19 protein-coding genes and 1 pseudogene are annotated in these 24,644 nt (G+C 55.5%); 9 read left to right on the plus strand and 11 right to left on the minus strand.

Features of this window, described 5'->3' with window-relative positions; all coding sequences use genetic code 11:
• The first annotated feature begins 42 nt into the window (after window positions 1-42).
• The gene (gene gltX / locus B088_RS01875) at window positions 43-1,572 is read left to right on the plus strand and encodes a glutamate--tRNA ligase (protein ID WP_018106712.1); all 1,530 of its coding nucleotides are present in this window, start codon (window positions 43-45) and stop codon (window positions 1,570-1,572) included.
• A gap of 60 nt (window positions 1,573-1,632) precedes the next feature.
• On the opposite strand, the gene B088_RS01880 is transcribed toward gltX, so the two are convergent.
• From B088_RS01880 to pyrE, 5 genes are read right to left on the minus strand one after another with little or no spacing between them, the layout of a single operon-like run.
• Window positions 1,633-2,514, minus strand: coding sequence for a lysophospholipid acyltransferase family protein (locus tag B088_RS01880; protein ID WP_018106713.1), 882 nt, complete (start codon window positions 2,512-2,514; stop codon window positions 1,633-1,635).
• Window positions 2,515-2,517: 3 nt separating this feature from the next.
• Entirely contained in the window at window positions 2,518-4,464 is a 1,947-nt protein-coding gene (locus tag B088_RS01885; protein ID WP_026170429.1) for a family 20 glycosylhydrolase, read from the minus strand.
• A gap of 1 nt (window position 4,465) precedes the next feature.
• Window positions 4,466-4,948 carry a hypothetical protein gene (locus tag B088_RS08240; RefSeq protein WP_018106715.1) on the minus strand — a complete coding sequence of 161 codons (483 nt, stop codon included), beginning with the start codon at window positions 4,946-4,948 and terminating at the stop codon, window positions 4,466-4,468.
• Window positions 4,949-4,976: 28 nt separating this feature from the next.
• Window positions 4,977-5,408, minus strand: a complete 432-nt coding sequence (locus tag B088_RS01895; RefSeq protein ID WP_018106716.1) for a hypothetical protein — start codon at window positions 5,406-5,408, stop codon at window positions 4,977-4,979.
• A 23-nt stretch (window positions 5,409-5,431) separates the two neighbouring features.
• A complete protein-coding gene (pyrE, locus tag B088_RS01900; protein WP_018106717.1) occupies window positions 5,432-6,073 on the minus strand; it encodes an orotate phosphoribosyltransferase in 642 nt (213 codons plus the stop codon).
• 428 nt (window positions 6,074-6,501) lie between these two features.
• On the opposite strand from pyrE, the gene B088_RS01905 reads away from it, so the two are divergent.
• The 8 genes and pseudogenes from B088_RS01905 (at window position 6,502) to fmt (ending at window position 18,581) form a co-directional block, all read left to right on the plus strand.
• Window positions 6,502-7,803 (plus strand): O-acetylhomoserine aminocarboxypropyltransferase/cysteine synthase family protein, encoded by a 1,302-nt coding sequence (locus tag B088_RS01905; RefSeq protein WP_018106719.1) that lies wholly within the window; start codon window positions 6,502-6,504, stop codon window positions 7,801-7,803.
• Window positions 7,788-8,735, plus strand: coding sequence for an alpha/beta fold hydrolase (locus B088_RS01910; protein WP_018106720.1), 948 nt, complete (start codon window positions 7,788-7,790; stop codon window positions 8,733-8,735). Before B088_RS01905 ends, B088_RS01910 begins: the two co-directional genes overlap by 16 nt.
• 20 nt (window positions 8,736-8,755) lie before the next feature.
• Window positions 8,756-11,152, plus strand: coding sequence for an aspartate kinase (locus tag B088_RS01915; protein WP_018106721.1), 2,397 nt, complete (start codon window positions 8,756-8,758; stop codon window positions 11,150-11,152).
• 356 nt (window positions 11,153-11,508) lie between these two features.
• Window positions 11,509-14,145, plus strand: a complete 2,637-nt coding sequence (gene alaS, locus B088_RS01920) for an alanine--tRNA ligase (RefSeq protein ID WP_025081461.1) — start codon at window positions 11,509-11,511, stop codon at window positions 14,143-14,145.
• Between the two features lie 5 nt (window positions 14,146-14,150).
• Window positions 14,151-14,999 (plus strand): annotated as a pseudogene (locus tag B088_RS01925) (3-dehydroquinate synthase); the annotation flags it as partial.
• Between the two features lie 194 nt (window positions 15,000-15,193).
• The gene (locus B088_RS01930) at window positions 15,194-15,799 is read left to right on the plus strand and encodes an L-threonylcarbamoyladenylate synthase (protein WP_018106724.1); all 606 of its coding nucleotides are present in this window, start codon (window positions 15,194-15,196) and stop codon (window positions 15,797-15,799) included.
• Complete coding sequence (locus tag B088_RS01935; protein ID WP_025081463.1) at window positions 15,800-17,599, plus strand: chloride channel protein; 1,800 nt, start codon at window positions 15,800-15,802, stop codon at window positions 17,597-17,599. It abuts the gene before it with no gap.
• Window positions 17,600-17,603: 4 nt separating this feature from the next.
• Window positions 17,604-18,581: a methionyl-tRNA formyltransferase gene (fmt, locus tag B088_RS01940; RefSeq protein ID WP_018106726.1), complete on the plus strand. Its 978-nt coding sequence runs from the start codon at window positions 17,604-17,606 to the stop codon at window positions 18,579-18,581.
• Between the two features lie 60 nt (window positions 18,582-18,641).
• Here fmt and B088_RS01945 read toward each other — a convergent pair whose 3' ends face one another.
• The 6 genes from B088_RS01945 to B088_RS01970 form a co-directional block, all read right to left on the minus strand.
• The gene (locus B088_RS01945) at window positions 18,642-19,061 is read right to left on the minus strand and encodes a DUF5606 family protein (RefSeq protein ID WP_018106727.1); all 420 of its coding nucleotides are present in this window, start codon (window positions 19,059-19,061) and stop codon (window positions 18,642-18,644) included.
• Window positions 19,062-19,063: 2 nt separating this feature from the next.
• Window positions 19,064-19,663 (minus strand): dephospho-CoA kinase, encoded by a 600-nt coding sequence (locus B088_RS01950; RefSeq protein ID WP_018106728.1) that lies wholly within the window; start codon window positions 19,661-19,663, stop codon window positions 19,064-19,066.
• Between the two features lies 1 nt (window position 19,664).
• Window positions 19,665-20,726: a YbbR-like domain-containing protein gene (locus tag B088_RS01955; RefSeq protein WP_038973828.1), complete on the minus strand. Its 1,062-nt coding sequence runs from the start codon at window positions 20,724-20,726 to the stop codon at window positions 19,665-19,667.
• A 30-nt stretch (window positions 20,727-20,756) separates the two neighbouring features.
• Complete coding sequence (gene yajC, locus B088_RS01960; RefSeq protein WP_033893379.1) at window positions 20,757-21,083, minus strand: preprotein translocase subunit YajC; 327 nt, start codon at window positions 21,081-21,083, stop codon at window positions 20,757-20,759.
• 29 nt (window positions 21,084-21,112) lie between these two features.
• A complete protein-coding gene (locus tag B088_RS01965) occupies window positions 21,113-22,036 on the minus strand; it encodes a transcription antitermination protein NusB (protein ID WP_018106731.1) in 924 nt (307 codons plus the stop codon).
• Window positions 22,037-22,277: 241 nt separating this feature from the next.
• Window positions 22,278-24,644: a primosomal protein N' family DNA-binding protein gene (locus tag B088_RS01970; RefSeq protein WP_018106732.1), complete on the minus strand. Its 2,367-nt coding sequence runs from the start codon at window positions 24,642-24,644 to the stop codon at window positions 22,278-22,280.

The raw sequence follows: 24,644 nt of genomic DNA on the forward strand, positions 1-24,644 counted from the left end.
TGACCCAACGACAGCGACAGAACGATAGATAAGAATACAGACATGACTGATACTACTCCATCACAGGTAAGAGTACGATTTGCACCCAGTCCTACCGGACCACTTCATATCGGTGGTGTGCGCACCGCTCTTTATAATTACCTCTTTGCCAAAAATCAGGGCGGAAAGTTGCTTCTGAGGATTGAGGATACCGACTCTCGTCGGTTTGTCCCCGGAGCAGAGGAATACATCATTGAGTCCCTCAAGTGGCTTGGTATCCATATCGACGAGGGTGTAGGTGTGGGAGGTGAGTATGGTCCCTACCGCCAGAGCGAGCGCAGGGACATTTACCGCAAGTATGTCCGCGAGCTGCTGGATAGTGGTCAGGCCTATAAGGCGTACGACACCCCTGAGGAGCTGGAGCAGGCTCGTGAGAGTACCAAGAACTTTCAGTATGATGCATCCACCCGTATGGGTATGCGCAACTCGCTCGCGCTGACTGAGAGCGAGTGCGAGGAGCTGGAGCAAGCTGGCGTGCCTTACGTTGTGAGGCTTCGGATAGAGCCGGGAGAGGCGATCAGCTTCACCGATATGGTACGCGGTGAGGTGACCATCAACTCCTCGGAGCTTGACGACAAGGTGCTCTTCAAGCAGAGCGATGACCTCCCCACCTACCATCTGGCTAACGTAGTAGATGATCATCTGATGAAGATCTCTCACGTCATACGTGGTGAGGAGTGGGTGACTTCTACACCTCTTCATGTCTTGCTATATCGTGCTTTTGGCTGGGAGAATGAGATGCCTCGATTTGCCCACCTACCCCTTTTACTTAAGCCCGAGGGTAGTGGCAAGCTTAGCAAGAGAGATGGGGACAAGTTTGGCTTCCCGGTCTTCCCCCTTCGCTGGGAGTCACCTGAGGACGGAGCTGTGAGCCCGGGCTATCGCGAGAGCGGCTACCTGCCTGAGGCGGTGGTTAATTTTCTCGCTCTCCTGGGGTGGAATCCAGGTGATGATATTGAGCTTATGCCGATGAATGTCCTCATCCGTCGGTTTGACCTCAGCAGTGTCAATAAGAGTGGCGCCCGCTTCGACTACGAGAAGGGGAAGTGGTTCAATCAGCAGTACATCAGGATCTGCGACCTCGATCGCTTAGCTGACCTCTGTAAGCCTTACCTTGAGCAGGCGGGCATCACTTGTGACCACCACAAGCTGGTCTGTGCCCTTGAGTTGACACGTGAGCGACTGACTCTCCTCCCGGATGTCGTCGAGCAGACAGGCTACCTCCTCCAGGCGCCGACTGACTTTGATGAGAAATCGGTGAAGAAGCGGTGGAAGGAGGATAGCGCCAAGCAACTTACTGAGTACCTCGAGTATATCGACACCTTCTCGAGACCTCTCGATGTGAAGCTACTCGACGAGAAGACTCACGGCTGGCTGGAGGAGAAAGGCTATAAGATCGGAGTGGTGATGAACGCCCTCAGAGTGGCTCTCGTAGGGAAGGCGATAGGGCTCTACATCTACGACATCATCGACTTCATTGGTGTCAAGGAGACGAAGCAAAGGGTTCAGTACGCCATTGAGCGACTAGGCTGATATCTATATCAAGAAAAAAGCAGGACGTAAAGCTTAGTGCTTTGCGTCCTGCTTTTTTTCTCATCGTTTCTCGTACTTGAAGCGCTTGTGACTCCAGAGGTAATAGGCCGGCTCTCTCCGGATCATCTCCTCTAATAGTACGTAAAACTGCTGCGTGAGTGTGAAGCCCCCCTGGTCGTCCTCCTTGTCATAGGGCATAGGGATGACTCTCACACTCCAGTAGCCTCTCCTCTCGCGATGCAGATCAAGGAAGTAAGCAGTCAGATTCAGTCTCCTTGTGATCTTTTCCGCCCCTACATGTGTAGGCACCTGCCGACCAAAGAAGTCAATGTAATGATGAAGTTTGTCTGCAGAGGGAGACTGGTCAGCCACATACCCTACCCCGAATGGCTTTCCTGACTGTCTTGCTGAGAGCACATACCGGAGCGTGTCTCTCATCTCAACCGACTTACTGCCGTGAGCCTGACGATTGGCAAGGATGATCTGGTCAGAGACCGGGTCGTGGAGCTGAGAGTAGATCTGTGCACAAGTGACCCCGGGAAGCCAGAGAGCGATGGATGGGATCCACTCCCACTGACCATAGTGACCGATGTAGAGGGTAAAATTGCGTCCACTCGCGGTATCCTCGCGGATCTGCTCTATGCCCTCAAAGGTGATGTGCTCCTTCATCTCCTCCTTCGACCAAGTCATCATCCTTGGAGCCTCCAGTATCAGATCGCAGAAGTAGCTGTAGAAGTCTTTCGCTATCTTTTGCCTCTCCTTCCTAGTAAGCTCCGGGAAGGCGATCTCAAGATTGTGATCCACTACTTCTTTCCGGTACCGAACCACATCCCTGACCACCCAGGCCAAGAAATCAGACAGACGATAGAGCCGTCGGAGAGGGATCCTACCAAGCCGCCGCCAGAGCCTGAGCACCCACTTGATCTTCTTTTCCTCTGTCATAACTCACTGGAGCATATCGTCTACAAAAACTGCCGTTGCCATCCATTTGACCGGAGCATACCATGCACTTCCGGCGAAGGAGCCGACTGGAATTTTCAGAAGTATCGTATTCCACCCCTGTCGCAGGGTTACCCGTGTCGGAGGTCTCATCGTATAATTCTCGTCCCAGAATGGGATCTCAGGATCGCCCTTCTGACCAGAGTGAGCCCACAGTGGAGGGGAGATAGCCTCGCCATTAAGCCATATCTGAGCATCGGTGTTGCTCCACTTGCCCTTGGGGAAAGCGTCCGCCCATTGCGACCTCGAGTAATCGTAGAAACCTACCCATAGACCCGACTCTCGCTCCTCGTCACTCCAGACCCGCCGATAGGCATAAACGGTCTGATTGGGAGCGGGATCGGTCCATAGCCCCTTGATCTGCGGATCCCAGAAATGCCTTAGTATTAGTGTACCTCCTACAAAGGTCGTGTCGGGTGTCAGCCTCTCCAGTTCCCGTGGGGATAGTGACTCAATGGGGAAAGTCATGGCCGTCTTGCCGCCATTGGGATAGGGGCCAAATACGCTCCAGCGGATCTCCGACTGAGCTATGTAAGGGAAAGGAAGCCCTTGCATATATCTCTTACCATAGATACAGAGCCGCCGCTCAAAGTCTCTAAAGCACTCGAAGTCTCTATCCGGGCTAAGACTGACGAAGTTGTCTACATATCCGCCCCCTCGCCAGCCTTTTTCTGCAAAGGCAACAAGCGATGGATAGGTCGGATTATGGACATGATTGAGATCGCCATAGAGCAGATTCCGATCATTCCATAAGCACAGTTCCCCACCAAGTAAGTGCTCATCATTGTTGTCGGAGTCACTGTCCAGGATACTGTGATAGAAGATCGAGACAACACTCTCCAGCGGATCCATGTGATTGATGTAGAGGTTTCGAGAATCTATCTTTGCAACCTTGGGATTATCGATCTCCGACTTCTCTGCGGCGCTCCAGAGCTGGCGGATCACAGTCTCGGGATAATTACCCCCGGGGCTCCAGCCGATCACCTTCACCCCCTTATCTTCTAAGAATGAGACCACAGTGGGTACAAAGTCTCGATTGTGGATTTTCACCTCGTCCGCACCGATATGCAGATAAGGACAGTTGACTTGTGATAGAAACTCGTCCAGCAACTCAAGTGTAATCGCCTGTCCCTTCTCGCTCTGCATGGAGCAGTCCATTGTCCTCTCAAATGCAGCAGAGTGCCCGGGCATATCTATCTCAGGGAGGAAGAGGATGAACCGCTCCTCGCAATACCGACGAAGTTCCTCAAGCTCTTCATAACGATAGAATAGCCCCTTGTCTCTCGTCATCGTAGCCGGGTCATTGAGCTCGGGATACAGCCGGCTTTCGAGGCGCCACGCCACATCCTCGGTGGCGTGGAAGTGAAAGACATTGAGCTTCAGACCGGCCATGGCATCAATCTGCTGCTTCAGTAGCGCCACCGACTGATAGTTGCGCCCCACATCCGCCAGAAATCCCCGCCAGCGAAAGGCTGGTGCATCCTCCACCAGTCCACAGGGAATGCCGGAGTCGGAGACCAATTGTCTCAGCGTCTGTATCCCATTGTACACTCCCCTTATCGACCTCCCCTCGATAAGGACCTCTGATGGGGAAACAAGGACACGGTATGCCTCAACACTGGGGCTAAAAGAGAGCGTATCCGTACAGCGGAGGGAGAGTGTCACCTCATGCCCTGCTCGGCGTGGAAAAGCTCGGTCTATTGCAGGCGTAAGAGTGGAAAGACTGTCGCTTGACAGTTGTGGGATGAGGGCGAAGTCGGAGGGAATCGCCCCTGGATGCTGCTCCGCAAGGAGTGGACGAGGGATGATATCCTTATATGGTGACTCCTGAGCGAAAACAGAACTAATGGATGCCAGAGCCAGACATAGAAGAAGTAGGAAAGGTTTATTCATCTTAGTAGCCGATAATTAAGTCTCTTCCGCGGACCATGGCAGGGTAGCGCTTCAGCACCGCCGCCGGCAGGTCCTTACGGATCTGCTGTCCCACACCAAGCGATAGATCGTATACGGCACCGCACTTGTCGCAGGTGGCAGACATCAGTGTCTCCATTGCCGGGACATGATCCGGTCTTACCACCCCCGCCGTGGGATAGCAGAGGGGACACTGAGCATCATATGCCGCATAGCCACCACCCTCCACCTCACCCGGAAGTCCATGGCATACGAGCACCCCCCCCACTCCGAGCAGATCGCTCTGATGACGAGGAGTAATGATAAGGATCGCAGTCTGAGGGGAGGCAATTGACCTTCCCTCGGAGGACATGAGATCAATGGTGTAGGACACCGGAAGGTCCGGTAGTGTATCCTGTATGGGCGTGTCGGTGCCGAAGTGTCTGCAAGAGAGGACGGTCACAGCCAGCACCAGCACTGTGACCATTTGAGGGAGTGGGTAGAGTACTTCTGACTTACTTCTTGCCAAGGAAGCGATCCACGTCCAGGAGTTCGAGACTATCAGCCATCTTATCCAGCATAGGCTGCAGCTTAGTCTTCACCATACCGGCGACGAAGGAGGGTGCCTCTACTTCGACAGACACCTGAGTCTTGGTGTTTTCGCCATCGGGCTGAAAATTAAGCACCAGCTCCACCGGAACCGGAGCTCCCTCTGCCTTGTAGCTGACAAGAGAGGGTTTCTCTATGCGGTTGCGACGAAGGGTAATGTCACCGACAAATGGAAGCTTGGCAGCGATGCTATCATCGGTTACGGAGACATCCTTAAACATCGGCTTATCGCCCACCTTGCTCAGGAAGTGACGTGCCGACTCCGGCTCTCCCGCTAGATCAAATACCGTCTCTATATCCTTCTTAATGGTAAACGGTCTGCTATTGATTACCTGCATATCTATCGTCTATTCTACGTGCATTATTTACCCCAGTTGGCCGGATCCTTCCTCCACTCCTTGAGGGTCTCCACCTGGTCGCTGTGGATAAATCCTCTCCTCTCCGCCTCTGCAACCACGTGATTATAGTCGCTGAGGGTGTACATCGGTATGGAAGCCTCAGTAAAGGCATCCTCAGCGACGGCAAAGCCATGAGAGTAAGTAGCGACCAGTCCGAGCACCTCATAACCGGCTGCCTGCAGTGCCCTCGCTGCTGAGAGACTGCTACCACCGGTGGAGATAAGGTCCTCGATGACCACCACCTTGGCATTCTTATCTATGGAGCCCTCGATCTGATTTTGCATCCCATGATCCTTAGCCTTTGCGCGGATATAGGAGAGGGGCAGATGCATGCGATCGGCGACAAGAGCTGCCTGAGGGATACCACCCGTGGCGACACCGGAGACTGCTGTGACCTGAGGGAATTTATCCTTGATCAGATCCACCAGCGCATCAGCGATCTGTGTACGGATCTCCGTCGACGAGAGCGTCACTCTATTATCGCAGTAGATGGGACTATGCCAGCCCGAGGCCCATGTGTAGGGATGTTCAGGGTTAAGTGACACTGCATGAGCGTCCAGCAGGAGCTTAGCAATCTTCTCAGCTACGGTTATGGAGGTAAACATAGGGTGTTATTTCGTGAGTTATATTATCCAGCACCCAAAGGTAACTCATTTTTCTCTACCTGCCGACCTGATTTTCACTGCTTGCGATGCTATAACCTTATTCTGAGAAATGGTTTTGTAACACAGTATTTATTCCGTAAATAGAATAATCATCAAATATATTTGCTACTTAAATGTATTTTCGTACCTTTGTCACACTGTTCAAATAAACATTATGAGACAAAAGAGCTACATATCCCTCTGCAGCATGCTGCCGCAGATGATGATGCGGATGTACGGCGTACACTCGTCGGCTCTATCGTGTCCACACTTGGTCTCGAAACTATTTCCGAAGACAACATTCATGCACACGAAGCGAAACCGACGAGCCAGAAGCTCAGATTGGTTTCGCTTCACTTTTATCATCACATACACTACACCCTACCATTATGTCACACTTTTCTCAGCCTAAGTACACTCCTGAGACCATTGCACTCCACTATGGCTACGATCCTCTTGCTACCGGTCACCATGCGGTGTCCGTTCCGCTGGTAGCCTCGACCGCATACGCCTTCGCCGACTCACAGGAGGCGATCGACATCTTTGCACTCCGCAAGGAGGGGTTCCTCTACTCCCGACTCGGCAGTCCCACTGTGGACGTCCTCGAGAAGCGACTCGCCGCATATGAGGACGGAGTCGGTGCAGTGGTTACCGCGACGGGACAGAGCGCCCACAGTACACTCTTCCTCACCCTGCTCCGATCTGGGGACCACGTCGTCGCCTCCAATAGCATCTACGGCGGGACCTTTAATCTCCTCGAGTCGACCCTACCCCGCTTCGGCATCACCACTACCTTTGTAGACATCAATAATGCAGAAGAAGTGGAGGCTGCCATCACCGACAAGACCAAGCTGGTCTTCTGCGAGACACTCAGCAACCCACGGCTAACCATCACCAATATCCCCGAGGTATCCGAGATAGCTCATCGCCACGGTCTGCCTCTCGTGGCAGACATTACCCTCACCGAGGGGATCAGCCATGCCATTAGTGAGGGCGCCGACGTCCTCACATCTGCTCTCACCAAGATTGTCTGCGGCAACGGCACGACCCTTGGAGGGGCGATCATCGACTCCGGTCGGTACGACTGGGGTGGCGGGCGTTTCCCCGAGCTCTCAGAGCCCTGCCCCACATACAACAACATCTCCTTTACGGAAACCTTCGGACCCCAGGCACTCATCACGGCACTCCGCGCTATCGGTCTGCGGGACCTCGGGACCGGGCTCAGTCCCCTCAATGCCTACGAGATGATCAAGGGACTGGAGACGCTCGACCTGAGGGCGCACGCCATTAGTGACCGTACCCGTGAGCTGGCTGAGTGGCTGGAGGCTAATCCAAAGGTCGCCTGGGTTCGCTACCCCACCCTTCCCTCTCACGATCAGAGCGACCTCTGCCGGACTTTGCTCGGAGGCTTTGGCGGTGGGATCCTCACCTTTGCACCCAAGGGTGGTTATCATGCGGCTCGCAAGGTAACTGAGAGTACCCGGCTCTTTACACTCGTTGCTAATCTCGGTGACAGCAAGTCCCTCATTACCCATCCCGCCGGCACCACCCACAGCCAGATGACCGAAGAGGAGCTCCGCCAGGCGGGTATCTCAGATGATCTCATACGTCTCTCTATCGGTCTAGAGAGCATCGAGGACCTGAAGGCAGATCTCCAATACGCACTCGACCAATCATGCTCGGACAAGTAACGCTCTCGGGATTCACGAACTGGCGAGGGGAGAGTATCCCCTCACTCACACTCACCTACCAGGTGGCAGGTCCCGCCCTCGGTGCCGCTCCGATCGTCCTCGTCTGCCATGCCCTCACCGGCAACTCTGCCGTCGTCGGTCCTGAGGGTTGGTGGGCAAAGCTCATCGGTCCGGGGCAGACGATCGACACGACCCGCTATACCATCCTCTCGATCGACATCCCGGGGAATGAGTATGCCGGCTCTGCGCCACTGGACGACCCATCCCTGCTCAGTGTCAGGGATGTGGCTCGCCTCTGGCTGCTCGTGCTGAGGGAGCTCCGTGTCGATCACCTCTACGCCCTCATCGGGCCCAGTCTCGGTGGAGGCATTGCCTGGCAGATTGCCGCCCTTGAGCCGACGCTGGCTGAGCTCCTCTTCCCCATAGCCACTGACTACAAGGCCTCCGACTGGCTTCTTGCCCAGACTGAGGTACAGAGACTGATACTGGATCACTCCGACCGCCCGATCCACGACGCGCGGGTCCACGCCATGCTCACCTACCGCACGCCGAAGTCTCTTATAGGTCGCTTTGAGGGGAAAACAACCGACAGCGGACTCCCCAGAGTACTTGACTGGCTTGACTACCACGGTCGCACGCTGGAGGGACGCTTCAGCCTAAGCGCCTACCGGGTGATGACCTTCCTTACGTCCACGATCCACGCGGCGGAGAGTGAGAAAGAGCTGACACGGATCGCCTCCGACATCCACCTTGTTGCCATTGACAGCGACCGCCTCTTCCCCTACTTCATCGCCTGTGAGACCATTGAGCGACTCAGGTGCTCCGGCAAAGAGCGTGCGGAGCTCCACACCATTGTCTCCGACCATGGTCACGACGCTTTCCTCATCGAGTATGACCAGCTCTGCAGGATCATGAGTCCCTTCTTTCCTTAAACCATAAGACAATTGTATATATGCGTGTGCTAAAGTTTGGGGGCAAGTCCCTCGCTAATGGGGAGCCCCTCCGTCTCTCCCTCCGGATCATCCAAGACGTTGTCGCAAGTGACGAAACCCCACCCTTAGTCATCGTCTCTGCTCGTGGCAAGACGACAGACCGACTCCTCGAGTTGGCTCACCTCGCCGAGGCCGGGGAGCCCTGGCGGGAGAGCTACCGACAGCTCCTCTCTGACCAGGGGGAGGGAACGGAAGGGCTGTCAGATCGACTTACCCGACTCCTCGAGGGAATAGAGCTCCTGCGAGAGTGCAGTGCTAAGACGCTGGATGAGGTACTCTCCTTTGGCGAGCTCTTCTCCGCCCACCACATCGCCCGGCTCCTGTCCCACGCCCTACCGATCGACGCCGGGGACCTCATCGTCACCGACAGCTCCTACGGAGAGGCGAGTGTGGAGCTCAAGGAGTCGGAGGAAAAGACACGCAGCTACTTCGCTCACCTCCCAGCCGGCACACTCCCGATCGTGACCGGCTTCATCGCCCGAAGCGAGGACGGAACGCGAACCACCCTCGGAAGAAACGGAAGCAACTACACCGCTGCCCTCCTTGCCAACTTCCTCGATGCCACGCAGCTCGACAACTACAGCAATATCGACGGCATCTACTCTGCCCACCCGGGCATCGTCCTGTCGGCGCACAAGATCCCCGAGCTCTCCTACACCGAGGCGGCCGAGCTCTCCCAGCTTGGGGCTGAGATCCTCCACTACAAGACGATCGATCCACTTGCTGCCAAGCAGATCCCCCTCCGCATACTCGACTCCTTCAGCCCCGAGGGATGCCGCCAGGAGGGGACACTCGTCCATCTCCTCCCCTCCTCTCAGCAGGCAAGAGCCATTGCCGCCCTCTCCGGCAAGGCGCTGATCCACTTCGAGCGGCACGAGATGAAGGGGTTACCCGGCTTCGACGCCAGGATCTTCTCCGTCCTCCGGGACGAGGGTATCAGCACCGGGATCATCTCCCAGGGATCGACGGAGCGCGGTGTCGGCTTCGTCGTGGCGGAGAGTGAGGCTGATCACGCCGTGGCGTCACTTAGGCGAGAGTTTGACCGAGACATCCACCGTCCCACGATCGAGGCGACGAAGGGACTCTCCGTCATTGCCCTCATCGGGGTAAGCCTCTCCGGCTTCGATCACCCCTACTCTGCCCTGATCCGAAACGGCATCACGCCCCTACTGGTCAATAACGCCGTCACCGGCGACACGCTCTTCCTCCTCGTGCGTGACGAAGAGGTACCGAAGGCGCTCAATGTGATCCACGGGGAAATGTTTGCCCACGCCAAGCGGATCCATGTCGCCTGTATCGGTCACGGTACAGTGGGTGGCGCCTTCCTCGACCGAGTGACTGAGGAGCGGGCGCGGATCCTCTCCGACAAGGCGGTCGATCTCCGCCTCTTCGCCATCGCCAGCAGCCGTCAGCTGCTCCTCGACCAAGAGGGCATCGGTACCGACTGGAGGGAGCGAAAGGCAGCCGCCCCAGCTTCCGAGGACCCGATCCGCGAGATCATCCACTATGCGGAGGCGAACTACCTTGAGAATGTTGTCGTCATCGACAACACCGCCTCGCCTGCCATCGCCGACCGCTACTGCGAGCTCGCTGAGCAGGGCTACGACCTCGTCTCTTCCAATAAGATCTTCAATACCGGTCCCTACCCTGACTACCTCCGACTCCGTGAGATCCTGCGGGACCACCGCCGAACCTATAGGTATGAGACCAATGTGGGAGCCGGACTGCCCCTGATCGACAACCTCAGGCTCCTCCACCTCTCCGGAGATCGCATCACCCGTATTAGGGGGCTCTTCAGTGGCACGCTCGGGTATATCCTCTCCTCCCTCGGCGACCGCACCTCTTACGCTGAGGCGATCCGCTCCGCCGCCCGTCTCGGCTACTCAGAGCCGGACCCAAGGCAGGACCTCAATGGTCTCGACGTGGCGCGGAAGTTGCTCATCCTTGCCCGCGAGGTGGGCATATCGGCAGAGATGTCGGACATAGAGGTGGAGGACTTAGTCCCCGAGACCCTCAGGGACTGCTCAGCGGAGCACTTCATGGAGCGACTGGATGAGACTCAGGTCTACTTCGAGAGCCTATCTGAGACCTCGCAGGGGGAGGTGCTGAGATATGTCGGGGAGCTGACCATCGGGGACAGCACCGATGCCGCCCGGCTTTCCTGCGGTCTCAGAAGTCTTCCCGCCGATAGCGCCCTCGGCTCAGTCAGTGGTGCGGACTCCTGCTTCGAGATCTATACCGAGAGCTATGGGGACCTTCCCTTTGTCATCCGCGGGGCCGGAGCAGGCGCGGAAGTGACTGCGCTCGGAGTCTTTGGGGACCTCCTAAGGATTGCCGACCGTGGCGAACTCTCCTGACAAATTGTCGCTCTAAGTGAAGTATCGCTAATCACATAAAAATCAATCAATTACGACTGTAGAAAATACCCGCATAGCAGATACAAAAAACACCCACACATCAGTCTGGTAATCAGTAGATTGTGATCGGCCTCTTCTAATACCGGTATTAGCATCCACTATTACCGGTATTAGTGTCGACTAATACCGACTATAGTAATCACTAATACCGATATTAGTCCGGAGGTGTAGTCTTATCGCATTTGTTTAGGGGGCTGAGTAAATTCTTTTTTCATTAGTATCTTTGTGAGAGAGAAACGAATGACTCCGCAAGTGGGAGGGAGCGGGGTCATATTACTATGTGAGTTATTGCAGAAATGAAAACGGTTAATGAAATCCGTCAGATGTACCTTGACTTCTTTGCAGAGCGAGGACATCATATCGTTCCCTCCGCTCCGATGGTCCTGCAGGGGGATCCGACCCTAATGTTTACCAATGCGGGGATGAATCAATTCAAGGACATCATCCTGGGGAATGCTCCGAGGAAGTACCCGCGGGTAACCGACTCTCAGAAGTGCCTGCGCGTGAGCGGTAAGCACAATGACCTCTCCGCCGTAGGACACGACACCTACCACCATACCATGTTTGAGATGCTGGGGAACTGGTCCTTCGGAGATTACTTCAAGCAGGAGATCATCCCGTGGGCGTGGGAGCTGCTGACGGAGGTATACGGGCTGCCCAAGGATCGGCTCTATGTCACCATCTTTGAGGGAGCACCTCAGGAGGGTCTGGAGCGTGATCAGGAGGCATATGATGCCTGGGCAAAGCTGCTGCCGGAGGAGAGGATACTTAATGGTAACAAGCACGATAACTTCTGGGAGATGGGCGAGACCGGTCCCTGCGGCCCCTGCTCGGAGATCCATATCGACCTGAGGAGCGAGGAAGAGATCGCCCGCATCCCCGGCAGAGACCTCGTCAATCAGGACGACCCGCTGGTGATCGAGATCTGGAACCTCGTCTTCATGCAGTACAATCGCATGGCAGACGGTCACCTCGAGGCTCTGCCCCACCACGTCATCGATACAGGCATGGGACTGGAGCGCCTCTGTATGGCGATGCAGGGGAAGAAGTCCAATTACGACACTGATGTCTTCCAACCACTCATCGGCAAGGTCGCAGAGATCTCCGGCGTGACCTATGGTTCGTCGGAGAAGACCGACGTAGCTATGCGTGTGATCGCCGACCACATAAGAGCGATAGCCTTTGCCATTACCGACGGACAGCTGCCCTCCAGTACGAGAGCGGGCTACGTTATCCGCCGAATCCTCCGGCGCGCGGTACGGTATGGCTACACTTTCCTCAATCTCAAGGAGCCCTTTATGTACCTCCTTATCCCCACCCTCGTGGAGAGCATGGGCGGACACTACACAGAACTGGTGGCTCAGCAGGAGCTGATCACTCGCGTGACAAAGCAGGAGGAGAGTGCCTTCCTCAGGACCCTCTCTACCGGCATAGAGATGCTGCAGTCTCACATAGATGAGTCCAAGAAGAAGGGAGAGAAGACGCTATCCGGCGAGATCATCTTCGAGCTCTACGACACCTATGGCTTCCCGGCAGACCTTACGGAGCTGATCCTGGAGGAGCAGGGTATGGAGGCCGACCTAAAGGGCTTCGACAGCGAGATGGCGAAGCAGAAGGAGCGCGCCCGTAAGGCTCAGCACACCGAGACTGGCGACTGGCAGTGGATCGGAGATCAGGAGACAGAGACCACTTTCGTCGGCTATGAGATGCACGAGGCGCAGACTCGGATCGTCCGGTACCGCCAGGTGACGCAGAATGGAAAGAAGAGCTATCAGGTGGTCCTCGAGACAACGCCCTTCTACGCCGAGATGGGCGGCCAGGTGGGCGACACAGGTACTCTCATCGGCGAGGAGGATCAGGAGAGGATCAAGGTCCTCGATACGATCCAGGAGAATAACCTGCCGATGCTTCTGGTGGATAAGTTGCCCACCGATCCTCATCAGGACTTCCTCGCCTCTATCGACAGCGAGCGCAGGTATAACATCGAGCGCAATCACACTGCTACCCATCTGCTGGACCATGCCCTGAGGACACTATTCGGGGACATGACGGAGCAAAAGGGCTCCCTCGTGAGCGATCGTGTACTGAGTTACGACTTTGCCCACTTCGAGAAGATGACGAAGAAGGAGATCCGAGAGGTGGAGCGGATGGTCAATGAGGCAATCCAAGCAGACTACCAGCGGGTCGAGCATAGGGACGTACCGATCTCTAAGGCGAAGGAGATGGGAGCCATTGCCCTCTTCGGAGAGAAATATGGGGACTACGTCCGGGTAATGCAATTTGGAGACAGTATTGAGCTCTGTGGTGGCTGCCATGCTCCGTCGACCGGGGTACTGGGGAGCTTCCACATCACCCAAGAGACCTCCGTGGCAGCGGGTGTGCGCCGTATCTTTGCCGTCACCGGTCCCGCTGCTCTCGACTATGTACACGAGCTGGAGGATACGATCGAGAGTGTGAAGAGCTACTTCGGCGGTGGCAACCTGATCTCAGCGATCAAGAAGGTGCTGGAGGAGAATCACACTCTCTCTGCCGAGGTGAAGCAGGCTTATGAGCGTGAGAAGGGGAGCCTGATCAGTCGTCTGCAGAAGCACTATGAGCTGGTGGATGGTGTGAAGGTGATTCGACCTGACGTAGCGATCCCGTCTGCTCTGGCGAAGGACATTGCCTTCGGGCTCAAGCAGGTTCTGGACGGCGACTATGTCTTCGTGAGCGGTTCTAAGGATGAGGGCAAGGCACTCCTTACCGTGCTGATCAGCGATGGTCTCGTGGAGAAGGGGTATAACGCCGGCAAGTTGGTCAAGGCTGCCGGTCAATTCATCCAAGGCGGTGGCGGCGGGCAGCCCTCTCTCGCTACGGCGGGTGGGAAACGGCCGGAGGGACTACCTGAGGCTGTTGATTTTGTTCTGGGAGAGCTGGGACTGAAGAAGGAGTAAATGCTATGGAGTCCCCGCTCCGCTATATTCTCTTCGACAACCTTGAGGAGCTTAGGACCCGACTTCGGTCACTGACGTCAGGTCGACGGGCGATCTGGGTAACTGAGAGCAATTGTGCCGACCTTTGCCTTGATCGGATCGGGATAGAGTCCGCTGACATTGTGCTTCCTCCCGGTGAGGAGGCAAAGACGGCTGAGCAGCTGCTCCGCCTCTGGAGCGGACTGACCGATCTGGGAGCGACCCGAGGAGATCTGATGATAGCGGTCGGTGGTGGGGCGCTGTTGGACGTGGCGGGACTCTCCGCTGCGACCTACAAGCGTGGGATGGGGCTGGTCTATGTCCCGACCACCCTGCTGGCGGATGTGGATGCCTCTATTGGCGGTAAGACAGCGATAGATTTTGAGGGCGTGAAGAATGGCGTTGGGACCTTCTATACCCCCGAGGAGGTGCTGATAACGCCCGCCTTTCTCTCCACACTCCCTGAGCTGGAGCTACTCTCCGGCTGGGGCGAGATCCTGAAGTATTCTATGCTGGCGGGCTTCTCCGTGGATGAGGACGTGTGGGGGACGGCTGAGGTAGCCCCTTCGCTTACCCGACGATGTATTGACTACAAGATAGAGGTGGTCGCTTCGGATCCGCTGGACAAGGGCGGCAAAAGACAGTTCCTCAACCTTGGTCACACCCTTGGTCACGCGTTGGAGGCGCTTCATCTTAGCAAGGGCGAGCCGGCGCCACACGGTATCGCCGTGGCTGCTGGACTGGTGATGGAGGGGTACTTGTCACTACGGAGGGATCGACTGCCACAGGAGGATCTGATGCGACTGGCGAGAGTAGTAAGGGATTACTTCCCTCCCGTCTCTGTCCTCTGTACGGAGTATGAGCAGATCCATACGCTTGCCCAACAGGACAAGAAGCTTCGCTCGGCAGAGGAGGGTATCCCGGTGGTGATGCTGGATGGTATCGGTAAGCCTGCCCCTGCGGAGTTTTTTTCACTCAAGGAGCTGGATGAGGCGATCGACTTTTACCGAGACTTTATGCAGATATAAATATGAAGAAGAGAATAGACGAAGAGCTGGAAGAGATGCCCCGCTGGGATCTGGAGGACCTGAGCGAGGCTGTCGCTACGCTGAAGCGTGGAGGTCTGATCCTTTACCCCACAGACACCATATGGGGCATTGGGTGCGATGCGACTAATGCCGAGGCGGTGAGCCGGATCTTTGCTCTTAAGCAGAGAGATGATGCTAAGGCGCTCCTCTCTATCGTGTCCAGCGATGGGATGCTGGCACAAGTGGTCCGGACCATTCCGGACATTGCCTACGATATGATGGATACGGCGACGAAGCCCCTGACGATCATCTATCCTGATGCCATTGGCCTCGCTCCTAACCTCCTTGCTGAGGATGGCAGCGCAGGCATCCGAGTGGTGGGAGATCACTTCTGTAAGAAAATGTGTGAGCGACTGGGCGGACCCATCGTGAGTACTTCAGCGAATATCTCCGGCAAGCCATCGCCCGCTGCCTTTGCGGATATCACGGACGAAGTGCGCAATGGAGTTGACTACGTCGTGAGGTATCGCCAAGAGGAGCAGACGAAACATGTGGCCTCCAACATCATCAAGCTGGGACTGAGAGGCGAAGTAAAGGTGATCCGATAAATGCAAGCTACAGAGGTAAAGTCACAACCCAGGAAGCCATTCTCCAATTGGCTCCATAAGCACCTTCCTGAGGGGATGCCGGTGACGGCACTGGCACTCCTTACCGGTATCGCATGTGCGCTTGTCTCAGCGTTGCTGAAGTGGTTTGTCACCACGATACAGCACTTCGTCATCGGGCTGAATACCCACACCGACCTTTATCTCTCCTACCTCATCACACCTGTGGTGGGGATCTTCCTCTGTGGTCTCTTTGTGAAGTACATCGTAAGAGACAATATCTCTCATGGGATCACCAGGGTGCTCTATGCGATCAGCCGTCGTCAGAGCCGGCTGAAGCCCCACAACACTTGGACCTCGGTCGTTGCCTCGTCCATTACTATCGGACTGGGCGGCTCTGTGGGAGCGGAGGCACCGATCGTGCTAACCGGTGCCGCCATAGGTAGCAATATAGGTCGGCTCTTCCATATGGAGCACCGAAACCTTATGCTCCTCGTGGGGTGCGGTGCCGCCGGCGCGATTGCGGGGATCTTCAAGGCACCGATCACCGGGCTGCTATTTGTCATCGAGGTGCTGATGATGGACTTTACTCTCACCAGCGTGATGCCTCTGATGATCTCATCCGTGACAGCAGCGACGGTTAGCTATCTGATCTTCGGTATGGGTGCCCTCTTCCCTGTGATGGCCGAGGAGGCCTTTACCCTCAATAGACTACCCTACGTGGTTCTGCTCGGTCTCTGTTGCGGTGGTCTCTCACTCTACTTTACCCGATGCTCCTCGTGGTTGGAGCGGAAACTTGGCGGAATCAGTACCTGGAGCGTCCGCTTTGTGATTGCGTCTCTGATCCTCAGCAGCCTGATCTTCCTCCTCCCTCCTCTATATGGCGAGGGATACGACATCATATCAATGCTGATGAGCGATCACCCGGAGAGGATCTTGGAGGGGTCGCTGCTGGAGAATGTCTCCGACCCATCCCATCGGAGCTTCATCCTCTTCCTCTTGGCAGCCATGCTACTTAAGATCTTCGCCACCGTGGCAACCAATTCCGGTGGCGGGTGCGGCGGAACCTTTGCCCCTACTCTCTTCGTAGGCGCTTTCCTGGGATTCTTCTTCTCCTACATCTGCGGTGAACTGGGCATTGAGACCTATCTGCCCCATCAAAACTTTACCCTCATGGGTATGGCGGGACTGATGGCGGGCGTTATGCATGCGCCGCTGACCGGGACCTTCCTCATTGCGGAGCTCTCAGGACAATACAATCTCTTCCTTCCGCTCCTGATAGTGTCGCTGATTTCCTACGGCTTCATGCGGATCTTCACGAAGTACAATATCTACGCGATGCGACTAGGTGAAGAGGGGCAACTGGTGACGCACGAGAAGGACCGAGCAGTACTGACACTGATGGACGTGGAGGATGTGGTGGAGAAGAAATTCAAGACCCTGCATCCGGAAGAGACCCTCGGTGAGACAGTAAAGACCTTCACGGAGAGCCAGCGCAATATCTTCCCGGTACTGGACGATGATGACCACTTAGTGGGCATTGTGATGCTCGACAATATCCGAAACATTATGTTCCGCCCCGACCTATACGAGAGACTCCGAGTGAAGAAGTTTATGGTAGAGCCGGGGATCCGAATTAAAACGAATATGCAGATGGAGGATGTGATGACCATCTTTGATGACTCTGGACTGTGGAATCTCCCGGTAGAGACTCCTGAGGGGAAGTATGTCGGCTTCATCTCCAAGTCGGCTATCCTCAACGTCTACCGGAGAGTGCTTAACCTGAACTTTGGTGACGAATAAGATAATGAAGATCGTATTTTTTGGCACACCCGAATTTGCAGCCTACTCTCTCCACTCGCTCGTAGAGCATAATCGGGAGGTGGTTGCTGTAGTTACGATGCCCGATAAGCCCAAGGGGCGTGGCCATAAGCTCCAGCCCTCAGACGTCAAGCGTACGGCTCAGGTGCTCTTGCCCGAGATCCCAATCCTCCAGCCGGAACGGCTTCGAGACGAGGAGTTTCTGGAGCGCCTGCGAGAGATCAATGCTGACCTCTTTATTGTCGTCGCCTTTAGGATGCTCCCCGAGGAGGTCTGGGATATGCCCCCTCGTGGGACGATCAATCTCCACGCCGCCCTCCTGCCTAAGTACCGTGGGGCGGCACCGATCCAGTGGGCGGTGATCAATGGCGAGCAGGAGACCGGTGTCACCACTTTTCTCCTTGATAAGGAGATCGACACCGGACGAGTACTTCTCCAGGAGCGTGTGCCGATCTCAGTAGATGAGACAGGCGGGACCCTGCATGACAAGCTTATGGTCATCGGGGCAAAGGTGATCGAGGAGACGATCGACTTGATCGGGCAGTCTGAGGAGCCGAAGGAGCATCTCGGTCATCCTCAGCCGGAGGATGTCTCTCACCTGCCGATGGCTCCAAAGATCTTCAAGGAGGAGCAGACCATCCGCTTTGCCTCGATGACTGCAGAGGAGATCGATCGACGCGTGAGAGCTATGGCGCCCTACCCTAAGGCATTAGCCCTTTTCCACGATGAGACTACCGATGCAGAGGTGGAGATCAAGATATTAAGCGTGTGTATCTGCGAGAAACCGATCCACCGTGATCTCGCACCGGGTGAGCCTCTCGAGACAGACGACAAGCGGCTGTTCGTTGGCACAGCCAGGGGCACTATAGAGGTGCTGGAGCTGCAGTGGCCCTCCAGCAAGGTGATGCCCACGAAGGCATTTCTCCTTGGTCACTCACCGTTCCCTCTGGGGACTTTTCTCTAATAAAAAGCGGAGCGTTCATCAAGAGCGCTCCGCTTTTTGTTTTACGAGAGTGTAAGTACTTCAGTCCTCCTTCTCTTCCTCCTCAGAGGGCATAAAGGAGTCCATACCCTTCTGTCGCAGGATCTGGTACCACTTAGCCAGCTTCTTAATGTCGCTCTGATGGATCCGCTCCTGGTCCCAATTGGGGAGAGCCTTGTCCATAAAGTCCTTAAGTGACTCGGCACTCTCGGAGACAGACTTAGCATCCGGGATCTCCTCCCCAAAAGTCTCGTACATCCCCTGCATCACCTCAGCCAGTGGCTTCTCCCCCTCGGTGGTGTACATGGAGATATTGCTGAGCAGGCTCATCTTCTCCCGACCAAAGACCGGCATGCGACGTCCGGTCTCTAATTCCTCCACTGTGTAGGGAACTCGTGAGCTATTGATAAAGAGGAAAAGTCCGGGCTTGCCGGAGATAGAGACGATTTCTGATAGTTTCATGTCTAACGATGATTGATTTCTATGAGGATCCGCTCGCACTGATGGATCAGCGAGTCAGATCCATTGTTATAGATTGTGTAGTCCGCCAGTCGGCCTCTGAGATCAGCTTCCTTGAGCTGCAGACTACTCATTGACTTGTACTGAGTGGCACCGTGAGTACGATCTCTGAATTGGGTTCGCCGGGACCGTAGGGCTTCATCAGCAGCTACTTCGATCGAGCAGTCCACGCACCTGTCCATACCTGAGGAGAAGAGGATCCCCGACTCCAGTATCACATAAGGCTCCGCGGACTCAGCAAGCCAGTGGGCAAAGTCCTCCCTGACAGCCTCATGGATGATCCCCTCAAGTAGCGGCCTGAGGTGCTCGTCATGCAAGGCGGAGGAGAGTAGCTCCTTCTTCAGTCGACCATCCTGATCGATAGGATCCTCATGCAGTAGCGAGGTGATCTCAGCCCGCACCACGGGATCTCTGTAAAGTGCCTTAGCTCTGGTGTCACAGTCGTAGGTAGGAGAGTCAAGGAGCAGCCCCAGCACTCTCCTCACCACGCTCTTACCGGAGCCGATACCGCCACAGACGCCTATGACAAGAGGTCGCTCACTCATATCACTTCCTCTCACGGAGGATAAAGTCAAGTCGGTCAGGCACCACCTGGATCATATCCACCTGAGAGGGAACCTTATCAACGTGGACCATCAGAGCCTTGCGATTAGCTCCATCAAATGCCTCGCGAGCATCAATGTAGAGTCCGGGGTCAAAGAGTGTCTCCTCACCCACTTTGTCCTTCGGGACCAGATAGGTCACCGTCACTTGTAGAGGGATCAGGCTCAGGTCGTATCCGGGCGGCAGATTTCGGATCTCTATGTCAGAGGTGGTAAAGCTATGATAAACCAGTTCGTTGGTCATCAGGACCACATCGACGGAGTCGGGACGCGCATCGATACCGGATGGCGTCACTATGGCGACACGTATGGTGTCACGACCGGGGTTATCTATCTTCAGACCGATCGTATCCGTGGTGAGGACAGCTCCTGTAGCCATGAAGTCCTCGAGATCACTCTTTACACCAAAAACCCGTACTGATGAGGGTATAAGGCTGATGGTATCGGCAAGCTTAAAGTTCCGATGGACCCCGAAGTCGATCTGACTACCAAATAGCACGTCTGCCTTACCCTCACTCAGTGGCTCGTAAGAGAAGGATATCTCCTCAGGATAGATCTTAAGGTCCGTCGAGGTATTGAGATCCATCCGTGAGACATCATGAAGCGGCTTACTCAGTAGTAGCCGCTTGAGATCCCTCTCTCTTAGTCGATACTGACCACCCTCAGCCAGCAGCTGAGTGGTATCCACAGTAGGGCGCACTCGGTAGGAGGATCGACCGATCTGATTAATGGTGTACCTCAGCAAGGAGCCTCCCTTAGCATGGACCTTGACGTAGACCACCTCAGGGTACTGAGAGAGATCCGTCATCCGGTAGTTCGTAGGGAGGATCGGCTTATCCAGCTGGACAGCAATCTCCTTGGTATAGCCTCTCGGGTCATCGATCGCTGCAACGACCCAGAAGAAGACAGAGATGAGCAGACAGATAGAGAGCGCCACCCACCTCCTATCTCGCATAAAGTAAGCGGTGAATCGCCCCTCTCTCAGTAAGCGTCTAAGTCCTCTCATACTCGTCGACTAAGCGATACTGGAGAGACTTTACTTTGCCTCCTTGTCCTTTCCGACCTCCTCGAGAGAGAAGATATTATTGATATCTACCTTAACCTTGACCCCATCCCACACCTCGAGGGTGACCTGACCATTGGCCTTATTGATCTCGCGGATGATGCCATACATGCCTCCGCTGGTGATCACTTTGTCGCCCGCTTTCATCGCTTCACGAGCCTTCTGGAGCTCCTTCTGACGCTTCGTCTGTGGACGGATCATGAAGAAGTAGAAGATCACGATCATCAGTACGATCATGAAGATGCTCATAAGGGCGTTTCCCTGAGGTGCCTGCGCCTGGAGAAGTATTGCTTGTAACATATTTATTATGGATTAAAATTATTTCCGTGTCAGTCTCCAATGATCCTGCCCTCCTCCTTAAGGTCTGTGAAGAGCTTGAAGAGGATGCCATTGATGAAGACGTATGAATTATCGGAGCTAAAGGAGTGAGCAAGATTAAGATACTCATTGATTGTCACTGTCGTAGCGATGGTCGGGAAGGCGATGGCCTCAGCCATTGCCATCTGCAGGAGCAGATAGTCCACCTCGCTCACTCGGTCAGCGTCCCACCCCTTGAAGTACCCACTGATCTGCTCCCGGTAGGCCTCCTTATTGTCTATGGATGCCCTGAGGAGCGTCGGTCCGAAGTCACTGTCGCTCTTGGAGATAAACTTGGGGCGGAGCAGCTGCGAGACCTCCTTCTCGGGATCCAGACCGTTGTAGAACTTGGTGACAAAGGAGAAGATCACCGGCAGATCAGCGTCTGTGACAAAGGCATCCGTCGTCTCCAGAATGTCGTAGACCCTATCGGATTGCCGATACTTGGCACCATAAAGATCACGATAGAACTGGCGTGCTCCCTCAAAGGTCTCCAGCTGTGCGACCGTCACAGACTGCTCCTCGAGCGTCTCCGACAGCACTGACTCGTGAAACTCGCTCAGCTCAGGATTATGGAAGACTGAGGTAGCCATCCGCCGCACGACGAAGTCCTGGTCACCCTCGAGGTGCTGCACCACAGGATTGGTCTCCAGTGCTCTCAGCAGGGAGAGGCGATCCGGATCTGGGGAGAACTTTCCCTCCTCGATCCCAATAAGCTTCCGAGCCAAGTCTGAGAAGTCCAGCGGCAAGCCGCAGAGGTAGAGGTAGACCCTATAGTCGCTCTCCATGGCCGCCTCCAGAGTTTCCTGGGCAGCCGAGATTGACATCGACTCCTTGTGATAATAGTTGTAGAGTACCTGCAGTACCTTGACACGAATGAGCGATCGATTGATCATTACTCTTACTTATTGGTTTCAAATTCAAGCCGGGAGACAGATGCGACCGCTCCGGTCTGCTAACCTATCTCTTGGTGAGACAAAGTTACCACTTTTCACTGTTATAGGACCTTTACTGATCCCCCGATCAAATGTGCCTCCAAACTAATTCCGATATTAGTGAAGTCTATTACCGGTATTAGTGAATACTATTATCGGTATTAGTCGCAACTATTACCGGTAATAGTTTGCACGCCTTCTTTTAAGGGTCTACGTCGTAGTAATAGCGGAGAGAGGGGATGCCGGAGGTCTTCACCCACCCTGCCACAGTGCTTTGCATAAAGGTGCGAAGGGGCGACAGCGCAACATCTAAGGGGATGAGAAGCGTCACCCGAAAGCCAAATGAGGCAGCTCGCTTGCTGACCGGAAGAGGAGTCGGTCCCAAGATCTGCACTGCAGGAAGCAATCGGGACAATTCGCCTGCCATACGGTCGGCAAACCTACTGATCAGGGGCTGACTCTTCCCCTCCAGCACTAAGTCCGTGATACGGCAGAAGGGCGGGAAGAGCAGCTGATGCCGCTCCTCCATCTCATGCTCTATGAAGGTCTGATAGTCGTCCTCCAGGAAGGCATCAAGCACAGGGGACTTGGAGAAGTACTGGACGATCAGCCTACCCCCGTCTCGCAGCTCATCCCTGCAGGAGGTCAGCATCCGATACGCTCGCTCAGCAGCCCGATGCTCGGGGAGGGTAAGGAGGAGATCAAGCTGGATCACTCCCACCATCGAGACCTGGTGCAGGAGACGGAGGGGCGGATCGTAGTCCGAACAGAGCATGATATCTGCCGTCGGCACCCTGTCGTCCGACTCTACGGTAGCGACCTTCACACCGGCGAAGTAACGGCTCACAGCCTCCTGCAGCCGCTCGATGCCTGTCCCGACCGCTCTGAGAGAGGGATGATCACAGTGTGGACAACTCGCGGGGAGCGGTGACTTGTAGCCGCAGAGAGGACACTCGATGGTCCTGGCGTCGGTGGAGAGTCTACAGGCGGTGCGGCAGCGGGGGCAGAGGATCTGCTCGCCACAGTCCTGACACTCGATGGATCGGGCGTAACCGGGACGCTGATAGAGCAGGAGCACCTTCTCTCTCTTCGCTATCGTCTCCCTGATGGCACCGACCATAACGTCTGAGAGAAGTCTGGCCTGGACCTGATTGTCATCAAAGGCAGTCCTCATACTGACCGTTTGTAGTGACACCCTACCCTCGGATGGTGTGGAGACTGCCGTCTGGAGGGCATACTTTCCCCTCAGTACCTGAGCCATGCACTCCACAGAGGGAGTAGAGGAGACGATCAGGGACTTGGCTCCGGACAGAGCAGCAAGCACCAGCACCGCATCAGAGGCAGTAAAGCGGGGTGCAGGCTCCCACTGCCTATACCCCCGATGCTCGCTGTCTATCACAACCACCTCACATAGAGTCCCCAGGGGAAGCCAGACTGCCGACCGTAGTCCCACAAAGAGTCCGGGTCGCTTGCGCCATGCTGCCAGATAGGTCCGCTGTCTGTCCGACTGAGAGACACCGGTGTGGTAGGGGAAGTAGGATGCCCCAAAGACCTGCCTTATCTCCCTCTCAACCTCTCTGAGCCTGTCTAATGTAGGGAAGAGGAGCAACACCTGTCCTCCCGTCTCTGTGATCTGCTCATAGAGATGACGTATCGGTACTCGCTCATCTGCCCTGGAGAGAGGCATGTGGAGCAGTAGGATCTGATGGTCTCGGAAGTCAGGCGTCACCCCATTTAGGTTCGGTTTCTTGCCCGGAGCCTCTTCAGAGAGCACTTCTTCCCGCGCTCGCTCCTCGATCGCCCCGCACTCTCTCAGCCGTCCGATCACATACGTAGAGACACCCAGATAGTCGGCGACCTCTGCAAGTGTGGGGAAAAAGAGACTGCTCCCCTCCGGGTCGGAGACCAAGCGGTTCAGTGCCTTAAGCACCTGGGGGCTTCGCTTAAGCGATTTTATCACCTCATCCAGCGTCTCAGACTGAAGGACTCGGGCGCTAACGCCCCATCCTGTGTCGTGAGCAAGGGTCCCGACTCCAGAGATACCCTTCTCGTATGGGACGGCACTCCCCTCCTCGGACCAGGAGGAGAAGAGATTGGCATAGTCGTCCGGAAAGAGTTGCCTCAGTTCCTTTAGTGAGAAGTAAGACCGCCCCAGTTCTTTCCTCAGGATCTCTACTTCTTCTCCCCCAACCGTGTCCGGTAGCACATAGCGTTGTCCCCCTTCAGGTCTAAAGGAAGCCGGCAAGGCTGCCCGGAGCACATCGCCAAGGCTACACATATAATAGGAGGCAACCCAGCTCCAGAACTTTCGCACCGACTCGGGAATGGCAGGATGAGAGAGCACCTTACGGATGCTCTTCACCTTACCCATAGGGAGCGGAGAGAGTGTACCTTGATAGGCCCAGACCACGCCGGAGACAGTCTTACCGGCTCCCAGCGGCACCAAGACCACTCGCCCGAGCAACTCCTCAAGCGAGGTGTCGTCCTCTTCGAGCCGATAGGTAAATATCGGCGACTCGAGAGGGAGCCCAAGCAGCACCCCGTAGTACCTGTAGGTGCCCTTTTTCAT

The sequence above is a fragment of the Porphyromonas bennonis DSM 23058 = JCM 16335 genome (assembly GCF_000375645.1).
Classification (GTDB): domain Bacteria; phylum Bacteroidota; class Bacteroidia; order Bacteroidales; family Porphyromonadaceae; genus Porphyromonas_A; species Porphyromonas_A bennonis.

Coding starts and splice junctions, on each gene's coding strand:
- gltX (WP_018106712.1), top strand. CDS start 43: ATGACTGATACTACTCCATCACAGGTAAGAGTACGATTTGCACCCAGT.
- B088_RS01880 (WP_018106713.1), bottom strand. CDS start 2,514: ATGACAGAGGAAAAGAAGATCAAGTGGGTGCTCAGGCTCTGGCGGCGG.
- B088_RS01885 (WP_026170429.1), bottom strand. CDS start 4,464: ATGAATAAACCTTTCCTACTTCTTCTATGTCTGGCTCTGGCATCCATT.
- B088_RS08240 (WP_018106715.1), bottom strand. CDS start 4,948: ATGGTCACAGTGCTGGTGCTGGCTGTGACCGTCCTCTCTTGCAGACAC.
- B088_RS01895 (WP_018106716.1), bottom strand. CDS start 5,408: ATGCAGGTAATCAATAGCAGACCGTTTACCATTAAGAAGGATATAGAG.
- pyrE (WP_018106717.1), bottom strand. CDS start 6,073: ATGTTTACCTCCATAACCGTAGCTGAGAAGATTGCTAAGCTCCTGCTG.
- B088_RS01905 (WP_018106719.1), top strand. CDS start 6,502: ATGTCACACTTTTCTCAGCCTAAGTACACTCCTGAGACCATTGCACTC.
- B088_RS01910 (WP_018106720.1), top strand. CDS start 7,788: ATGCTCGGACAAGTAACGCTCTCGGGATTCACGAACTGGCGAGGGGAG.
- B088_RS01915 (WP_018106721.1), top strand. CDS start 8,756: ATGCGTGTGCTAAAGTTTGGGGGCAAGTCCCTCGCTAATGGGGAGCCC.
- alaS (WP_025081461.1), top strand. CDS start 11,509: ATGAAAACGGTTAATGAAATCCGTCAGATGTACCTTGACTTCTTTGCA.
- B088_RS01930 (WP_018106724.1), top strand. CDS start 15,194: ATGAAGAAGAGAATAGACGAAGAGCTGGAAGAGATGCCCCGCTGGGAT.
- B088_RS01935 (WP_025081463.1), top strand. CDS start 15,800: ATGCAAGCTACAGAGGTAAAGTCACAACCCAGGAAGCCATTCTCCAAT.
- fmt (WP_018106726.1), top strand. CDS start 17,604: ATGAAGATCGTATTTTTTGGCACACCCGAATTTGCAGCCTACTCTCTC.
- B088_RS01945 (WP_018106727.1), bottom strand. CDS start 19,061: ATGAAACTATCAGAAATCGTCTCTATCTCCGGCAAGCCCGGACTTTTC.
- B088_RS01950 (WP_018106728.1), bottom strand. CDS start 19,663: ATGAGTGAGCGACCTCTTGTCATAGGCGTCTGTGGCGGTATCGGCTCC.
- B088_RS01955 (WP_038973828.1), bottom strand. CDS start 20,726: ATGAGAGGACTTAGACGCTTACTGAGAGAGGGGCGATTCACCGCTTAC.
- yajC (WP_033893379.1), bottom strand. CDS start 21,083: ATGTTACAAGCAATACTTCTCCAGGCGCAGGCACCTCAGGGAAACGCC.
- B088_RS01965 (WP_018106731.1), bottom strand. CDS start 22,036: ATGATCAATCGATCGCTCATTCGTGTCAAGGTACTGCAGGTACTCTAC.
- B088_RS01970 (WP_018106732.1), bottom strand. CDS start 24,644: ATGAAAAAGGGCACCTACAGGTACTACGGGGTGCTGCTTGGGCTCCCT.